The sequence below is a fragment of the Thermonema rossianum DSM 10300 genome (genome assembly GCF_000426825.1).
Classification (GTDB): Bacteria; Bacteroidota; Bacteroidia; order Cytophagales; family Thermonemataceae; genus Thermonema; species Thermonema rossianum.
Map to the genome: position 1 here is coordinate 1 of NZ_AUGC01000019.1, position 17,184 is coordinate 17,184.

The window sequence follows — 17,184 nt, forward strand, 5'->3', positions numbered from 1 at the left end:
ATGACAAGAGGGGAAAGTGCTCGAAAACAAGGGAGATGCACTCAATAACAAATCAGAGGAAGCAACTACACAAACACAGTCTGCCATCCCGAATGAAGCGCAGCCTGTCATTTCGAACGGGCGTAAGCGAGTGAGAAATCTCAATCTCATGCCCACCAAGCCACAAGCAGCAAAGAGATTTCTCGCTTGCGCTCGAAATGACAAAGAGGGGCGCTCGAAATGACAAGAGGGGAAAGTGCTCGAAAACAAGGGAGGATGTTTGAAATGACAAAGTAGGGCAAAAAGATGGAAATGCCCGGAAGGATAAAAGGGAGGTGCTTTAAAAATACAAACAGCCCCCGCCCGGAAGGCAGGAGCTGTCGATGCTTCGATTACAGGACAAGCGCTTATTGGCGCTTCTTTCTTTTTTTCTTTTCTTTCCGGCTTTTTTCTTCACCGCCTTGCTTTTGCGGAGCATTGGCAGAAGAGCTTTCTTTTTCTTCTTTTACCTCTTCAGCAGCCACCGGCTTGCCGTCTTTGTCGAGCTCTACGATGTCGTAGCCCAAACGCTTCAAGCCGTCGAGGATGCGGGCTTTGTCGCCTACTACCACGATGAACGAATGCTCGGGGTCCAGATATTTACGCGCATATTCATGAGCTTTGGCAGGCGTAAGCTGTTGCAATATTTCGCTTTGCTTCTTCACATAGTCGCCTTCCAGATTGTATTCCAGCAGGCGGCGCAGGAAGAAGGCTTTTTGGAAGCCCGTTTCATAGTTGAGCGCATCACGCTGCCCTATAGACATTTTGGTGAAGGAGATTTCTTCTTCGGTAGGTCCGTTTTGTTTGTATTCACTTATTTCGCGCATGATTTCGTAAATGGAGCTGTCGGTGGCAGCTGCCTTCACACCTGCCGCCGCAACAAAATAACCATTGTAGCGGGTGCCACTGAAACCGGCACGGGCACCGTAGGTCCAACCTTTGTCTTCGCGTAAGTTTAGATTGATACGGCTGTTGAAAGCACCGCCCAAAGGATAAGCCATCAGGTAGGCATGGTAGTACTCGCCCAGCGGATGATAGGGCATGGCGGGGTGCCCTACACGTATTTCAGACTGCGCCGCATTGGGGATGTCCACCAAGAATAGACGGCTTTTTTCGGGGCGGTTCCCCTCATGCAGCCCGGGGATGCGCTGCGCGCTTTTTTCGCCTTTCCAGCTGTTCAAGAATGCCAACGCTTGGCGGGTTTCTTCTTCGGTGATATCACCTACCACCACCACATTGGCATATGCCGGGTTGATGGCCATCTTGTAGAAGGCTTCTACGTCGGCGAGCGTAAGCGCTGCCACACTGGTTTCGGTGCCGCCGGTATCGTAGGCGCGCACGTCGTCTAAGCCATAGAGCAGCTTATCGAAGATGCTCGAAGCCAGATAGCGGGCTTGTGTTTTGGCGTTTTTAATGCCTTCTATCTGTTGCTTTTGTATGCGCAGAAAATCTTCCTCTTCAAACTTGGGGCGCAGCAGCCGCTCTTCAAGTAAGCGCATGGTAGGTTGCAAGTTCTTCTTCAAACAACGGACTTGCACATAGAAGCCCGTTTCATCGCCGTAGATGCTGATGCTGCTGCCCAGGCGTTTGAGTTCGTTTTCAAAGTCTTCGGCACTGTAGTTTTGGGTGTCTTCGTTCAACAAGGCAGCGGTGAGCCCAACCAAGCCTACCTTTTCCGTGTTGCCATGCAACAACAATTGCCCGCCCTCTATGCTAATCAGCATGTTTACCACGGGAATTTCGTCGTTGCGGGTGCCTATGGCAGGCATCCCGTTGGCAAAGGTATTTTTCCAGTAGGGGGGCACTTCCACCAGCTTGGCCGGCTTGGGTTGCGGGCGGCGGCTGCGGTCGAAGTTGTCTTTGGGTTCGCGATAACTCAAGCCTTCATAACCGTAATCAGGGGCTTTGTATTGCGTGCTGTCTATGGTGTAGTTGTCTTCGGCAGCGCGCAAGTCCAGTTTACCTTTGGGGCATACGCTTACATATACGGCCGGTTTGTTTTGTATATACTTCTGATAGGCTTTCCATACGTCTTCTTTGGTGAGGCGCTTCAGCATCTTCAGCTCTTCGGCTAAAAAGTTGGGGTTCTTTAAGAAGGTTTGGTAAGCTGCCAGGCGGGTAACGCGTCCTCTTACGCTTTCAAGCCCGTAAATCAGCTCGGCTTCGCGCTGTGCTTTGAAGCGCTCCACGTCTTCATCGCTGATGCCCTTGGCTTCGAACTCTGCCAGTGCTTCTTTGTAGAGATTTGCCATGTCGGCCAGCGAAAGGCCGGGGAAGGGCAAAATATAAGTAGAAAATTCACCGGCAAGCTCATAGCCTGCATTGAAGGTGCTTACTTGTACGGCTTTTTGTGCTTTCACCAGTTTTTGGTAGAGGATAGAGTTTTTGCCGCCCCCTAAGAGGTCTGCCACGCAGTCGAGTGCCAGCTCGTCGTAGGTATAGCGGGGTGCTGCGGGATAGGTGATGGAAAGCAGCGGGAGTTTGATATAAGGGTCTTCATACGATACGTAGCGGTCTTGCTCGAGTGTGGGGATTTGCTTGGGCAAATCTTGCACTTCCGGACCGCGCGGAATGGAACCGAAGTATTTCTCTACCAAACGCACCACTTCTTTGGGGTCCACGTCGCCGCCCACGGTCAGTGTGGCATTGTTGGGTCCATACCAACGCAGGAAAAAGTTTTTCAGGTCTTCCACGCTTACACGGTCAAGGTCTTCCACATAACCAATGGTAAGCCAAGAGTAGGGGTGCCCATAAGGATAAAGCGTTTTGTCTTTGTACTCACGCACCAAGCCATAGGGGCGGTTGTCGTAGTTCTGCCCCCGCTCGTTTTTCACGGTAGCGCGCTGCACTTCGAATTTCTCTTGCGTGACGGCCGGCAACAGGAATCCCATGCGGTCGGCTTCCAGCCAGAGCGCTATTTCCAATTGATTGGAAGGCACCGTTTCGAAATAGTTGGTGCGGTCACGGTTGGTGGTGCCGTTGAGGGTTCCCCCCGATTCGGTGACGATTTTAAAATGCTCTTCGTCTGCGACATGCTTCGAGCCTTGAAACATCATGTGCTCGAAGAAGTGGGCAAAGCCCGACTTGCCAATTTCTTCCCTTGCCGACCCTACGTGATAGGTGACGTCCACATGCACGAGCGGGTCAGAGTGGTCTTCATGAATGATAAGCGTAAGCCCATTGTCCAGTATGTACTTCTCGTAAGGAATGACCAACTCGCCTTCTTTTTTAGTTACTTTCTCTACCAGGCGGGTTTGTGCCCGGAGAGAAAATGCCCCGGTCAGCAGGGCAATCAGTAGTAGAAACGTTCGTCTCATTTGGGTATGTTTTTGGTTCAACTTCCATAAAAACGACGTGGATGGGCTGCTATTGTATTTTTTATGTGAAAGTGTATCAATCTTACCATGCAAGCAGGCAATGTAAGTTTGTTGCCGCAAAGAGTGAAGGCATCCGGCCTTTGGAGTGCACGAGGGCAAAGCCTACACGACGGCGGGATGTCTTATTTTTTATGTCTGTTCAAAGATGCTATATTTTGAATAGGATATAACCCTGATAGTATGAATTTTTTGAATTGGTTGACAGGTGAGCATCAAAGAAAGTTGAAAAGCATGGTGCGCATGGCTTTGGTTGACGGTGAATTGGCCAATGCCGAGTATGAATACCTGTTGGCTTGGGCGCACAAGGAAGGAATCGACGAGGCTTTGCTGCACCGTATGTTGGAGAAAGAGGAAGAAGAGGAGGAGCCTTTAGGGCGTATGTCTGTAAAAAAGCGCTTTCACCACCTGCACGAAGTGGCATTGTTGATGTTGGCCGATCATGTTGTGCACCCCAAAGAAATAGAATATTGTGCCCGCTTGGTGGAGCATTTTCAACTGAGTGAAGCCCCCCTGCTGTTGGTACGGCGCCTGCTTGACTGTGTGCGCTCGGGGCTTTCGGCCGATGCGTCTTATCGACTTTTAAAGGCAGAAAAATTACTCAAGTAATAAAGGGATTTTGTATCTTCAAGGCAATTTTCCTTGAAGTCGAAAACATGAATTTACATCCTTACATTCTCTCTTTCTTTTTTGTATTGATGTCCTGCGGGCTTGCCATGTGCCAGCAGTTCCCCGCGGCGGCAGGGGGGCGTGCTTTCGCTATGGGCAATGCCGTAGCCGCTTTGTCCGATACTTGGGCTGTTTTCAATAATGTGGCGGGGCTTGCTTCGCAAGAGCGTGTGGAAGTAGCCGTTGCCGCACAACAGCCTTATGGGCTTGGTGCCCTGCAAACAGCCTATTTGGGAGCAAGTGCGCCACTGCCTTGGGGCGGGGCAGTGGGCGTGTCGGCCATGCGCTTTGGCGATAAGCTCTTCAATGAACAGGCCTTCGGGCTTGCTTTTGCTCATAAAATAAGCATGGTGAGCGTGGGCGTGAAGGCTTCTTATTTCCAACGGGCTGTACAAGACCCTACGGGCGTCACTTCGCGCACGCAAGGGGCTTTTTTGTTTGAAATAGGGGGAATAGCCCGGCTGCTTCCTACGCTTTATTGGGGCATGCATGCCTATAATTTAGGGCAAGCCCGCATGGTTTCCGACTACAGGGAAGAGTATCTGCCGGTGGTGCTGAAAACCGGCATTGGCTACCACCCTACCGAAAGCCTGTGGTTGAATATAGAAGCAGAAAAAGACACAGAACAGCCGGCACGTGTAAAGGCGGGCTTTGAGTACCGTTTGGCAAAGCCTTTCTATGTGCGCACAGGCGTACAAACACAGCCTTTTGTAAACACTTTTGGCATAGGCATTCGTCCGAAGAAACTATCGGTAGATTATGGTTTAATGATTCACAACCCCTTGGGCTTGGTTCATCATATATCTGTGTCCTATGCGTTCCGTCAGTAGTATTTTTTGCCTGCTCTTTTTTTGTTTGTGCGCTTGGCAGAGCGTAGGGCAACGCCCGGCGCAAGATATCGACCTGCAGCAGTTCATTGAAGATAACTTTGCACTTCAAGACCCTGAATCAGGCGCCAATTACGAAGATATTTACGAAGCCCTGTATCAGCTTTATCTTGAGCCTTTGGACTTGAACACCGCCGGACGCGACGAGTTGGCATCGCTGTTTATTCTCCAGGAATATCAAATCAATAACTTTCTGGCCTATAGGGCACGCTACGGCCGGCTGATTTCTATTTATGAGCTGCAAGCCATTCCCGGTTTCGACCTTGAAACCATTCAAAAGTTGCTGCCTTTTGTAACCGTAGCCGAAAAAAGCATCCACGAAGGCGATGGCAGTCTTTTGTCGCGTATTTTGCATGAGGAAAACAACTACCTGGTATGGCGCATGACGCGCACGCTGGAAACGCAAGAGGGTTACACGCCGCCCACGCTCAAAAGCGACAGCAGCTACACGCAGCGTTATGCCGGCTCGCCTTACAACCTGTATGCCCGTTTCCGGGTAAGCCATATTCGCGATTTCAGCTTGGGGTTTACGGCTGAAAAAGACGCCGGCGAAGCTTTTGCATGGAATCCCGCCCAAAAGCAATACGGAATGGATTTCTATTCTTACCATCTGGTATTGTGGAATAAAAAACGTTTTAAAGCCATTGCTTTGGGCGATTATCAAATTCAAATAGGGCAAGGATTGCTTTTAGGCGCCGGCTTTCGCATAGGCAAGGGGGCAGAAACAGTACAGACGATCCGGCGCAGCAGCACGGGCATCCGGCCTTTTACTTCGGTACTCGAAACCGGTTTTTTCAGGGGGGCAGCGGCTACTTATGAGCTGCTGCGCTTGGATAAAGGCAGCATAGACCTGACCGCCTTTGCTTCCTGGCAGCGCCAAGATGCCAATGTGCAGACGCTTGGCGACACACTGGACGAGCAAACAGAGACTTTCATCAGCAGCATACAGACCGCCGGCTTTCACCGTACGCCAACGGAGCTGGCAGCCAAAGACGCCATTGATGAGCAAGTAGGGGGTGCCAATATTACTTACAAGTCCAAAGACAGCCGTTTGGAAGTGGGACTCACGGGCATCTACACGCGCTTTGGGGTGCCGTTGAAACGCACGCCCACTACCTATAATCAGTTTGAATTCAACGGGCAGCAAAACTACAATGTGGGCTTGCACTACTCTTACAACTGGCAAAACTTTAATTTCTTTGGTGAAGCGGCGCGTTCGCAAAGCGGCGGCATGGGCATAATAAGTGGCGTGTTGGGAAGCTTGACGCCCACACTTGAAATGGCGCTGCTGTACCGGAACTATGCCCGCGATTTTCATTCTTTTTACGGCAATGCTTTGGCAGAAAACAGCCGCCCTATTAACGAAAGAGGCTTTTATTGGGGCATGAAGTTCACGCCATTCAAGCAACTGAGCTTTGCTGCTTATTATGATAAGTTTGCCTTCCCCTGGTTGAAATACAAGGTGGATGCCCCTTCGCAAGGCTATGAATACTTGTTTCGAGTAACTTATGCCCCCACACGGCGCATTTCCATGTACGCGCAATACCGCGAAGAAAACAAAGAGGAAAACGTACCGGACAACGATACGGCCATGGACTTTCTGGGGGCACGCATCCGCCGCAATTACTGGCTGGTGGTGCGCTACGCTGCCGAAAAATATATCGGCTTGCAAAGCAGGCTTCAGTTTTCTTCTTTTACCCAAAACCAAAAAACCACGCGCGGCTTGGCTTTGGCACAAGACATAAACCTGAGCTACAAGCAATGGGAGCTTGCCACGCGCTTTGTGGTGTTCGATACCGACGACTATCAAAACAGACAATACATGTATGAGCGCAATGTGCTTTACACCTTTTCCTTGCCGGCCTACCAAGACCAAGGGTATCGCTATTTTGTGATGCTGCGCTATAATGTTACCCGGCAGCTGCACCTTTGGGTTCGCTATGCGCAAACGCGCTACCTTAACACAGATACCATAGGCAGCGGACTGGAAGAAATCCGGGGCAACCGGCGTTCGGAGTTGAGGTTGCAAGTGCGCTATCGTTTTTAGCAGTGACGCCCATGGCGCTGTTCTGTCTCTGCTATTGATGAAAAACTGTTAAACAATCTGCCTATGGAATATATTATTGAGCTTTTCCGGAAGTACTTTGATTTTCACGCCGCAATTGAAAGTATTGTGGCTTTTTTGCCTAAGTTGTTGAGCGCCATTCTGGTATTTGCATTTTTTGTTTTTCTGTGGAAGCTGGTGCGCCGTTTATTCCGTATGCTTTTCCGGCGCTTTACCGTGGACAGAACCTTGCAAAACTTTTTGGTCAATGTAGGCAAAACGGTCGTCTATGTCTTTGGCTTCTCGGCAGCCCTTACTCAAATGGGGGTAAATCCGGCCTCTATTCTGGCGAGTTTGGGAATTGCCGGTTTGACCTTGGGTTTTGCTGCCAAAGATGCACTTTCCAACATCATATCCGGACTTTTTATATTTTGGGACCGCCCCTTTGTAGTAGGTGATTTGATTGAGATTGGGGGACAATATGGGCGTGTGGAAGAAATATCGTTGCGTTCTACGAAAGTGACGACAGTAGATGGCAAAATGATTTCCATTCCCAACACGCAGATAGTAAACTCAATGGTGGTGTCTTATACCAATTTCCCGCACTTACGCCTTGATATACCTTTTACGGTAGCCCCCGATGAAGACTTGGCTAAAATTCGCAGCCTTCTGTTTGCTTTGGTTCAGGATACGAACACTTACTTGAGCACGCCTCCGCCCGAGTTGGTGCTCAACAGCATCAACGATTACAATATAGAACTGATTTTCAGAGTGTGGATCCGGGATGAAAAGCAGCATATTGCGCTTCGTTTCCAGCTGAGGGAAGCAATCCTGAAGACACTGCTCGAGGCAAAGGTGAATATGCCTTACGAAACGCTCTCTGTGATTATGAACAAACAGCAGGCAGACACCTGAGCCCGGCAATGAAAAAGCCCCGCTGCTTGGCGGGGCTTTCTGTTGGCTTATGGTTGATGCCGCTTGCGGTATTCTTCCAGACCTTTTTCCAAAAATTCTATGAAGTTATCCACGTTCAGGTCATATCCCTTCGGTGGAAGCAACAAGTTTTCTTTTGGGGTTTTGCCGGGGTCGGTATCCAGCAGCGAGTAGTAGGGCTGGGCATTGGCACCAAATTCAGTGATTTGAAAATCGAAGAATTTGCGCCCGATGGTATTCTTTAGTTTGCCGTCATAGGACGATACATACTGCTCGCTTTCGGGCAGCGGGGTCTTGTCATCCACGTAAAGGGCAACTACCACGTATTGGTCGCGTAGCAACTTTAACACTCGTGGGTCGCTCCATACTTTGGCTTCCATCTCGCGGCAGTTCACACAGCCGTGTCCGGTAAAATCAATGAACAGTGGCTTGTTTACCTTCCGGGCATAAGCCACGGCTTCTTCATAATCGAAAAAGCCTTGCAAGTTATGAGGAAGCTCGAACAAATCGCCATATTTTACTTTGGCAGGAAAGTTCGAATCTGTAGCCGCCTGTCCGCCATTGCCTGCACTTTTTACTTCTATTTTGTCGAAGGTGGACATGGGCGGCAAGTAGCCCGACAGCGCTTCGAGTGGCGCGCCAAACATGCCCGGAATCAAATAAATCACAAAACTAAGGGTGACCAAGGCCAACAACAGGCGGGGCACCGACAGGCGCTCTACGGGGCTATCGTGGGGTAGTTGTATCTTCCCTAAAAGATAGAGCGTAAGGGCTATGCCAATGGCAATCCATATTGCCAGATACACTTCGCGGTCCAGCAGGTGCCAGTGATATACCTGATCGGCCACACTTAAAAACTTGAAAGCAAATGCCAGTTCAATAAAGCCCAGCACCACCTTCACCGAGTTGAGCCATCCGCCGGAGCGGGGCAGCTTATTCAAGGCAGTAGGAAATGCCGCGAAAAAAGTAAAAGGGATGGCAAATGCCAGTGAAAATGCCAACATACCTACAATAGGTTTAAGCACTTCGCCCCCCGCAGAAGCAATCAACAGGCTGCCGGCGATGGGCACAGTACAAGAAAACGACACCAACACCAGGGTGAGTGCCATAAAGAAGATGCCCACCAAGCCCCCTTTGTCGGCTTGCTTATCTACCTTGGTAAGGAAAGAAGAGGGAAGCGTGATTTCGAACATCCCCAGGAAAGAAAGCGCAAAGATGACAAATACAAGGAAGAATATCAGGTTGGCCAGCCAGTGGGTACTTACTTCGTTGGCAAATTCAGCCCCTAAGAATACGGCAGCCAAGGTGCCCACAAGTGTATAGATGCCGATAATAGAAAAACCATAGAAAAAGGCTTTGCTAATGCCCTGACGGCGTGCGGCGCGCAACCGCTGCTGATAACTCTCTTCATCTTCTCCTTCTTTGCGTGCAATGTTGCCTTTCATGAAGTAGGAAACCGTCATGGGAATCATGGGGAACACGCAGGGAGTAAAGATGGCCGCCAGGCCGGCCAGAAAAGCCGTAAGGGCAAACAGCCACAAGCTTTGTTTCTTTTCGGGGGAGGTGGGGGTGGCAGGTGAGGGTGTTTGTGTGATTTCTGTGCCGTCTTGAACGCTTTTCACCACTTGGGCGCCACTGCTTACCACACTGTCGATGGCTTGCGGAAGGGTGTCTGCCGTAGTATTTACCGTGCTTTCTTCTTTCTCTTTTTCTTTATGCCCGCTTTCCTTCGCCCGGGCTTGTACACTCACCGAAAAATCGTAGCTGCCCGGTACGCACATGCCCGTTACATTGGAGCACACTTGAAAGTTGATGCTGCCTTTTATATTGACTTCGGGCGCCGTAACTACAAATTTTTGAATAAAAGTGCCTTCTTTTTTGAAGATGGCCACTTGCCCTTCAAAAATCTCATCATATTTTTTGATGGAGTTGACCGAAAGGAGCGGTCCTGCTGCTTTCGCCCCCTGTATTTGGGCAATTTCTATTTCGGTAACCATAGGTCCCAACTCGGGGTCGAAGTCCGAAGCATACAGATACCAATCGTTATCTATTTTGGCTTTGAATACAAGCTCGATCGTGTCGCCTACGTGGAGGGGTTGGGGGGCACGAAGGTTATGAGTCCAATGGGCGTGCTCTTCGATTTGTGCTTGTGCCCCGCCGGCGGCAAGCCACAGGCAGAGGGTCAGTAAAAAATAAAGTTTTCGTGTCATGACTGTGTTTTATTTTATGGCTTATTCGACTGTGAAAATAAGCGATTCAATGTAAACAAAACCAAAGCTAATGGTTATGAAATGATAAAGGCGTCAGGAAACTGACAAATGACGTTTGACAAAATCGGCTATGTGAAGATAGGCTTTTTGTCCTTCCGGCATGCGGTGGGCAAACAGATGCCACACATGCGGCATACCGTGCCATATTTCCAACTCTACGTGCACACCTTGCTGTGCCATGCGCTCGGCAAGCGCTTTGCCTTCATCGAAAAGGAGGTCATGTGTGCCCACTTGAATGAGGGTGGAAGGAAAGCCGGCATATTCTTCCGCAAAAAGAGGTGATAAAAAGGGTTGGCGGCGGTCCTGTCCGGACGCATAGAGTTCGGCAGCCATGGCCAGGCGTTTGGGGTGCAAGATGCCGTCAAGCCATGCTTTCTTACGAATACCGGGCATCGATAGGGTCAAATCTGCCCAGGGTGAAATCAGTACAAGCGCACGCGGCATGGGTTTGCCTTCCCGCTTGGCTTGCAAGAGTGCAGATAAAGCCAGGTTGGCACCTGCCGAGTCGCCCATCACAATGATTTGTGAGGGGGCATAACGTGTTATCAGCCAGCCGTAGGCCTGCAATACTTGGTCGGGTGGGGTGGGGAAAGGGTGTTCCGGTGCCAACGAATAATCTACGGCGAGCAATGGCAAACCGGTGGCGTTAGCCAAGCGGTGGGTAAGAGGGCGGTAGCCTGCTACACTGCCTACGACAAAGCCGCCACCGTGTACATAAAACAATACGGGTGGGGGTTCAGTGCCGGCAGGCAGCTGCCACTCGCAAGGGATACCGTTGGCGCCCGTGCGCCGCTGCTCTATGTTTTCCGGGAGTGGAATGCGGGCGCATAAGTGTTCGAAGGTGCGACGCTCTTTTTCTAATGAAGTGGGGCGGTTGTGGCGCCACAGCTTATAAAACTGCAGCGCAATGGGGGCAATGAATGCTTGCCAGCTGTGGCGGCGAATGTGCCTTACGGTAAGTGTTTTTTGCGTGTCTTGCATGTCGTGTTGAGTGTGCATACTTATTTTTGTACTTTTGAAAGTGCGCTATGTTTTTAAACTTGTACCTGAAAATAAACGTTCATATGCCACTTTTTGGTTTAATTGGCTATCCTTTATCGCATTCGTTTTCCAAGCGCTACTTCACTGTCAAGTTTGAGCAAATGGGCTTGAAAGCGCATCGCTATGATTTGTTTGAGTTGCAAGATATTGAACTTTTCCCGGCTTTATGGAAGACTTATCCCGCTTTGAAAGGGGTGAATGTAACCATTCCTTACAAGCAAAAAGTAATTGCTTTTTTAGATGAGTTGGCAGAAGGGGCACAAGCCGTGGGGGCAGTGAACACCATAAAAAAAATGCCGGATGGGCGGCTTGTTGGGTATAATACTGACGTGGAAGGTTTTAAGCAGGCGCTTTTGCGCTGGCTGCCTCTGTCTTATTTTAAAGAATCAGGTTATGAAGCCCTGGTTTTGGGAACGGGGGGGGCTTCCAAGGCGGTAGCCTATGTGCTGGGGCAGTTGGGGGTGCCTTACCGTATGGTGTCGCGCGACAAAACCAAAGGCGATTTGACCTACCGGGACATACAAAGGGAGGGGTGGGGGAATGCCCGGCTTATTGTCAATACCACCCCCTTGGGGATGAGTCCACAAACGGAAACGGCACCGGCTTTGCCTTACGAGCAGATAGACACGACCTTCTATCTTTATGATTTGGTATATAATCCGCCACTGACCTGTTTCCTGAAAGAAGGCATTGAACGAGGGGCTAAAATACAAAACGGCTTGGAGATGCTTTACCTCCAAGCCGAAGCCGCATGGGCAATATGGAATCAATAAGCGCTTACGCTTGGGGACGATACATCTCGACCATGCGGAATATCATTTTTTGTGTTTGCAGGTCTTCAAAAAACTCATAGAGCGCTTCGTGCTTGTCAAAATCCAGCAGTAAAGCACGCTCTAAATAGTGAATAGCTTCTTGGAAGCGCGCATCGCGCAGCAGGTAAGCTACCATGCGATAGAGCAAATCAACTTCTTCCGGGTTGGCGTCAATGCCTTCCTGCAACACTTCTATGGCCTTTTCGTAGTCCCCCTGTTCGTAGTACACATAAGACCAATGCAGCCAGCATTCGGTATCGAAGGGCATGAGTTCGGCAGCATATTGGAAGTGCTCAAGGGCAGATACCACATGCCCTACTTTGAACTCCAGCTTGGCTAAGTTTAAATAATAGTTGCCATTGAAGGGGTCCAGCTTGCAGGCTTTTTCATAATGGTGGATGGCTTCGAACCAGCGTTCCGAGGCTTCGAAACAGCAAGCAATGCCATACCATGCTTCATCGCAGGCATCGTCTATGCGCAAAGCCTCACGGTAGTAGTGAAGCGCTTGCGATAAATTGCCCTCTTTCTCGTAGCATGCGCCTAAATAACAGAATAGTTCGGCAGCCGGCTCGTCTTCTTTTTCAATCAGGCGTTCATAGCATTCTTTGGCTTGCCCATACTGCCCTAAGTTCATGTAGGTATTGCCCATTTTAAAAAGTGCCTGCCCGAAGTTGTCATCGATGAGCGTGGCGTATTCGAGTGCATGAAGGGCATCTTCAAAGCGTTCTATGTGGGCGTACACGTCGCCTAAATAAAACCAAGCGTAGGCATTGTAAGGGTTGCGGTCTATTTCCTTTTTATAGAAGGTAATGCCCCGCTCTATTTGATTGCGTTGGTCAAGGCAGTGAAGGTATTCATAGTGCACCAGGTCGTGCGCCGGATTTTTGCGAAATACTTTTTCGTACAAAGCGATGGCTTTTTCCGGCTTGCCCCAGTGCTGGTAAGCCCACGCCATCTGAAACCATATGTCGGTGTCGTCTTGCGCCCAATGCAGGGCGGTGCGTAAAGTATCTATGGCTTCTTCGAAGCGGCTGAGAATTGAAAGAATGTTGCTTTTGAGCAGGAGGGCGTCCGTTTCAGACGGATGAAGCATCAATACCTGTTCAATCAATGAGAGGGCTTCATCGTACTGTCCCAAGCGGGTCAGCAGGTCGGCTTTGTCGAGCAACAGGTCGGAAGAGAAAGGGTGTTGGCGAATGCCTATCTCGCAGGCATGCAGGGCTTCATCCCATTTGCCTTGCGAAGAGTAGTGGTCAATGATGGCCTCATAGGCTTCCACTTCAAAGAAAAACTGCTCTTGGTTGAGTAGCATCTCTTCGAAACGTTGCACCCATGAAGAGGAGTCGTTGTGACTATGCTTGAAATTCTGAGCCATTCAGTATAGTAATTTTACCTTAAGATAAATCCTTCGCAAATCTAAAACAAATTTGAGGGTTTTTTCATTACCGGAGGGTAATGTTATGTTTATTTAACTTTCAGTTGCGAAATAGACACTTCAAACAATTGAGTTGCCTGTTTGGTTTCTTTAAAAGTTCGAAACAATATTGAGCATGAAGCACGAAGTGAATCGTTTTTTGGCATCCGGGCAGATGGAGTTATACATCTTGGGCCTGCTCGACGAAAAAGAAAGCCAAAAAGTGGAAAAGATGATGGAACGCCATCCGGAGCTGCAATCTGTTTATTCCGAAATGAAAAGCGCACTTGATTACTATGCTGACAAGCAGATTCAAACGCATTGTCAGAAAGAAAAGAGGCAGTCTTTACCATATCAGCAGCCGGTGCAAGGCCGTGTTTTGCCACAGGGCAGACGCCTTTGGACAGCGGCAATGGTGATAAGCGTAATATTCAACGTGCTTTTGTTTTTTTTCTATCTCAAAGAGCGTAAGGCAAATGAGGAGTTGGTTGGTCAAATGCAGTCCATGGAGCAGCGCTTTTTGGCACAGAGCGTGCAAATGCAAGATGAGTACAGAGTGCTGTTGCATGCGCATACTTACTTTGTGCCTTTGTACCGGACGCCCGGCGACGCACAGCAAAAGGCAGTGGTTGTATGGAACCGTCAAACGGGGGAAGGTTTCGTTTTTAGTGCTTGGTTGAGCCCGCCGCCTGAGGGGTATTGTTATCGCTTGTGGGCGGTAGATGCACAGGGGAGAGCTCACCAACTAACCGATTTGCAGCTGCACCGCATTTGCCGGACGAAAGCAAGCTATGAAGTAAGTAGCTGGAAGCTCACCTTGGAGCAGGAGAGCGGTAGCGGGCGCCAAGTGGTGGCACAAGCCGCTATGAAAGGCTAAGCTGCCGTATTTGCAGGAGCAGCTTGCGGCCGGCTTCGCTTAGTTGGCTGTCATCTATGTTTAGCGAGCGGATAATGTCTATCAGGCAATTGATTTTACCTTCCAAGGTGAAGAACTTATTTACAACGATGATGCGCTGTGATTTAAGAATGCAATAGCCCGCTTGGAAGTTGCCTTTTTCATAGCGTAAAATATAACCGGACTCACTGAGCAGCTCTTCCAGCTTTTGTAAAAAAGGTTTGTTGTAACGAATACTCATAGCTTATGCATGTAGAAGTGCTTCCACTTTTTGAAAAAGAGCATCAAAGTTAATGGGTTTCAAGACAACATCCTGAAAGCCCAAAGCTTGAAACTCGGCTTCGGAGTAATTGGGCGCATTGCCGGTGATGGCAATCACCGGCACTTGATTCTTGGGGGCGTCCAACTGCCTGATTTGTTTGAGGCAGGCAATACCGTCCAGTACAGGCATATTCAGGTCCAATAAAACCAAGTCGATGCTTTCCTTTTGTAATATATCCAGCACTTGTTGCCCATTTTTGGCAACCAGTATGCGATAGTCTTTCAACTCAAATACACGCTTTACAAGGTTCTGTATCACAGAACTGTCTTCACCAATCAGTATTGTTTTGCTGCTCATGCTTGTATATGTTAATGTAAATTTTATGCGAAATTAGCATTAGGAAAATACAATCTTGGGCTTGATTTTTGCTAAAATAAAAACAATAACAGAAAACACAGAAGAATCATGGAAGAAATTTTACAAACATTGCGCGACATTCTGTCTGAAAAGCTGGGTATTCAACCGGCATCCGTCACGCCCGAAGCCCACTTGGTAAAAGATTTGGGGATAGATTCGCTCGATTACATTGAGATTATTATGGAGTTGGAACAGGTGTACAATATGTCTATTCCCGAAACTGATTCCGAGCACTTCAAGACGGTGGAAGATGTGATGCTCTATATCCATGATAAGAAACTGAAAAAGACAGCCTGACTTTTAATTACCTTTTACGCTCATATTGAGAACTGACTTACTTGCATGCCCCGGGCACCTCTTGCCGTTCATTTGAACGAGAGGTGCCTTTGTTGTTTGGTGTGGGAGAGAAAAAGAAATAAGAGAGGGGAATGCTGAAAATTTGAGCACAAGCAAAAAAAGCCACTGCTTTTTGTAGCTTGGTTTGATAGAGCTCTCGAGATGGCAAGCTGCACCTCGCTTGTTTGGGCTGAAAGGCTATGTGGAGGGCAGGCACCGGCGCGCTTTTGATATGGGGGGGGTGTTTGAGCAGCACGCACAAACCATAAAAAAAGCCCGGCATTTGCCGGGATTTCAACGTTATGCGATGTATATGTTATACTAACTCAACATTCACAGCGTTCATTCCTCTACGACCTTCTTGCAAGTCGAAGGCTACTTCATCATCTGACCGGATTTCGTCGATAAGTCCACTCACGTGAACAAAATACTCTTGATTTGAATCCAAGTCGCGAATGAAACCATAACCTTTAGTTTCATTGAAGAATTTTACAATACCTTTGTACATGATAATAATTGATAATTAAATAAATACTATGAAACAAAGGTAAGTAAAGTAATTGGGTTGTGCAACTTTATAGTCTGTATTTTTAAATATTTTTTTATTTATTTTTCGGAATGAATCAATAAAAAAGCCCCGCTCTCTGCGAGCGGGGCTTTTGTCGATGCTACTATGTATGTGTTATACTAACTCAACATTCACAGCATTCATTCCTTTGCGACCTTCTTGCAAGTCGAAAGTTACTTCGTCGTCCGACTTGATTTCGTCGATAAGTCCACTCACGTGAACAAAATACTCTTGATTTGAATCCAAGTCGCGAATGAAACCATAACCTTTAGTTTCATTGAAGAATTTTACAATACCTTTGTACATGATAATAATTGATAATTAAATAAATACTATGAAACAAAGGTAGGCAAAGTAATTGGACTGTGCAACTCTTGTGGGAATATTTCTTAATATTTTTTACTTACACTTGATGTCCGGGCAACAAAAAAGCCCCACTCTTCATGAGCAGGGCTTTGATGCCGGTGTTCTTATGTGTTACGCTAACTGAACATTCACAGCATTCATTCCTTTGCGACCTTCTTGCAAGTCGAAAGTTACTTCGTCATCCGACTTGATTTCGTCGATAAGACCGGTAACGTGAACAAAATATTCCTTACCGCTTTCGAGGTCACGAATGAAACCATAACCTTTGGTTTCATTGAAGAATTTTACAATACCTTTGTACATGATTGATAATAGATAATTATGAAACAATAAACCAAAGGTACGGCTTTTTTTTAATCCGGCAAATTGAGCGACTGTTTTTTTGTGAAAAAGAAAAGAGCATGAGCAAAATTTCTTCACTCATGCTCTTTTGCGCGTATCGAAAGGGGGGCACAACGACCACTTATACTTTTTCAGCGACAGCATCCAGCTTTTGAGCCAGTACAGTCTTGGGTACTACGCCCACTTGCTTGTCAACTACTTCGCCACCTTTGAAGATGAGCAAGGTAGGAATGCTGCGAATGCCAAACTGAGCTGCCAGGTTGGGGTTGGCATCTACATCCACTTTGCCGATGACTGCTTTTCCTTCATATTCGCCGGCGAGCTCTTCTATAGTGGGTGCCAACATCAAGCAAGGTCCGCACCAGCTGGCCCAAAAATCAATCAATACAGGCTTGTCGCCATTCACAATTTCATTGAAGTTTGCTTCGGTAATTTCTAAAGCTTTTCCCATGACAATAGAATATTTAAATGGTTGTTAAACGCTTTTTAAACACAGAACACATGAAAAGAGTTTAATTTTTGTTTTGCTCTTCAAA

17 protein-coding genes are annotated in these 17,184 nt (G+C 48.1%); 7 read left to right on the forward strand and 10 right to left on the reverse strand.

The window, feature by feature from the left end:
• Positions 1–386 precede the first annotated feature (386 nt).
• Positions 387–3,335, reverse strand: a complete 2,949-nt coding sequence (locus K384_RS11140; protein WP_051633353.1) for a M16 family metallopeptidase — start codon at positions 3,333–3,335, stop codon at positions 387–389.
• Between the two features lie 240 nt (positions 3,336–3,575).
• Here K384_RS11140 and K384_RS11145 point away from each other — a divergent pair, with 240 nt between their 5' ends.
• From K384_RS11145 to K384_RS11160, 4 genes are all read left to right on the forward strand, one after another.
• Complete coding sequence (locus K384_RS11145) at positions 3,576–4,001, forward strand: hypothetical protein (protein ID WP_038032415.1); 426 nt, start codon at positions 3,576–3,578, stop codon at positions 3,999–4,001.
• Between the two features lie 47 nt (positions 4,002–4,048).
• Complete coding sequence (locus K384_RS11150; RefSeq protein WP_038032417.1) at positions 4,049–4,891, forward strand: PorV/PorQ family protein; 843 nt, start codon at positions 4,049–4,051, stop codon at positions 4,889–4,891.
• On the forward strand, positions 4,875–6,995 hold the full coding sequence (locus tag K384_RS11155; protein WP_038032419.1) for a helix-hairpin-helix domain-containing protein: 2,121 nt from the start codon (positions 4,875–4,877) through the stop codon (positions 6,993–6,995). The genes K384_RS11150 and K384_RS11155 overlap by 17 nt, the downstream gene beginning before the upstream one ends.
• 63 nt (positions 6,996–7,058) lie before the next feature.
• The gene (locus K384_RS11160) at positions 7,059–7,907 is read left to right on the forward strand and encodes a mechanosensitive ion channel family protein (protein ID WP_051633354.1); all 849 of its coding nucleotides are present in this window, start codon (positions 7,059–7,061) and stop codon (positions 7,905–7,907) included.
• A 47-nt stretch (positions 7,908–7,954) separates the two neighbouring features.
• Here the strand turns inward: K384_RS11160 and K384_RS11165 are convergent, their stop codons facing one another.
• Positions 7,955–10,135, reverse strand: coding sequence for a protein-disulfide reductase DsbD family protein (locus tag K384_RS11165; protein ID WP_038032421.1), 2,181 nt, complete (start codon positions 10,133–10,135; stop codon positions 7,955–7,957).
• A gap of 93 nt (positions 10,136–10,228) precedes the next feature.
• On the reverse strand, positions 10,229–11,194 hold the full coding sequence (locus tag K384_RS11170; protein ID WP_084147216.1) for an alpha/beta hydrolase: 966 nt from the start codon (positions 11,192–11,194) through the stop codon (positions 10,229–10,231).
• 65 nt (positions 11,195–11,259) lie between these two features.
• Between K384_RS11170 and K384_RS11175 the strand changes: the two genes are divergently transcribed.
• Positions 11,260–12,009, forward strand: coding sequence for a shikimate dehydrogenase family protein (locus tag K384_RS11175; protein ID WP_038032423.1), 750 nt, complete (start codon positions 11,260–11,262; stop codon positions 12,007–12,009).
• 4 nt (positions 12,010–12,013) lie between these two features.
• Here the strand turns inward: K384_RS11175 and K384_RS11180 are convergent, their stop codons facing one another.
• Positions 12,014–13,423: a tetratricopeptide repeat protein gene (locus K384_RS11180; protein WP_038032425.1), complete on the reverse strand. Its 1,410-nt coding sequence runs from the start codon at positions 13,421–13,423 to the stop codon at positions 12,014–12,016.
• A gap of 175 nt (positions 13,424–13,598) precedes the next feature.
• Here K384_RS11180 and K384_RS11185 point away from each other — a divergent pair, with 175 nt between their 5' ends.
• Positions 13,599–14,339 carry an anti-sigma factor domain-containing protein gene (locus tag K384_RS11185; protein ID WP_038032427.1) on the forward strand — a complete coding sequence of 247 codons (741 nt, stop codon included), beginning with the start codon at positions 13,599–13,601 and terminating at the stop codon, positions 14,337–14,339.
• On the opposite strand, the gene K384_RS11190 is transcribed toward K384_RS11185, so the two are convergent.
• Complete coding sequence (locus K384_RS11190) at positions 14,326–14,598, reverse strand: hypothetical protein (RefSeq protein WP_038032430.1); 273 nt, start codon at positions 14,596–14,598, stop codon at positions 14,326–14,328. The two genes, K384_RS11185 and K384_RS11190, sit on opposite strands and share 14 nt — an antisense overlap.
• 3 nt (positions 14,599–14,601) lie before the next feature.
• The gene (locus tag K384_RS11195; RefSeq protein ID WP_038032432.1) at positions 14,602–14,976 is read right to left on the reverse strand and encodes a response regulator; all 375 of its coding nucleotides are present in this window, start codon (positions 14,974–14,976) and stop codon (positions 14,602–14,604) included.
• 108 nt (positions 14,977–15,084) lie between these two features.
• On the opposite strand from K384_RS11195, the gene acpP reads away from it, so the two are divergent.
• Positions 15,085–15,333 (forward strand): acyl carrier protein, encoded by a 249-nt coding sequence (gene acpP / locus K384_RS11200; RefSeq protein WP_038032435.1) that lies wholly within the window; start codon positions 15,085–15,087, stop codon positions 15,331–15,333.
• 355 nt (positions 15,334–15,688) lie between these two features.
• On the opposite strand, the gene K384_RS11210 is transcribed toward acpP, so the two are convergent.
• The 4 genes from K384_RS11210 to trxA form a co-directional block, all read right to left on the reverse strand.
• Positions 15,689–15,880 carry a cold-shock protein gene (locus K384_RS11210; protein WP_038032440.1) on the reverse strand — a complete coding sequence of 64 codons (192 nt, stop codon included), beginning with the start codon at positions 15,878–15,880 and terminating at the stop codon, positions 15,689–15,691.
• 174 nt (positions 15,881–16,054) lie between these two features.
• Positions 16,055–16,246 (reverse strand): cold-shock protein, encoded by a 192-nt coding sequence (locus tag K384_RS11215; protein WP_038032443.1) that lies wholly within the window; start codon positions 16,244–16,246, stop codon positions 16,055–16,057.
• Positions 16,247–16,417: 171 nt separating this feature from the next.
• Positions 16,418–16,609 carry a cold-shock protein gene (locus K384_RS11220; RefSeq protein WP_038032445.1) on the reverse strand — a complete coding sequence of 64 codons (192 nt, stop codon included), beginning with the start codon at positions 16,607–16,609 and terminating at the stop codon, positions 16,418–16,420.
• A gap of 160 nt (positions 16,610–16,769) precedes the next feature.
• Positions 16,770–17,099, reverse strand: coding sequence for a thioredoxin (gene trxA, locus K384_RS11225; protein ID WP_038032447.1), 330 nt, complete (start codon positions 17,097–17,099; stop codon positions 16,770–16,772).
• Between the last annotated feature and the right edge of the window lie 85 nt (positions 17,100–17,184).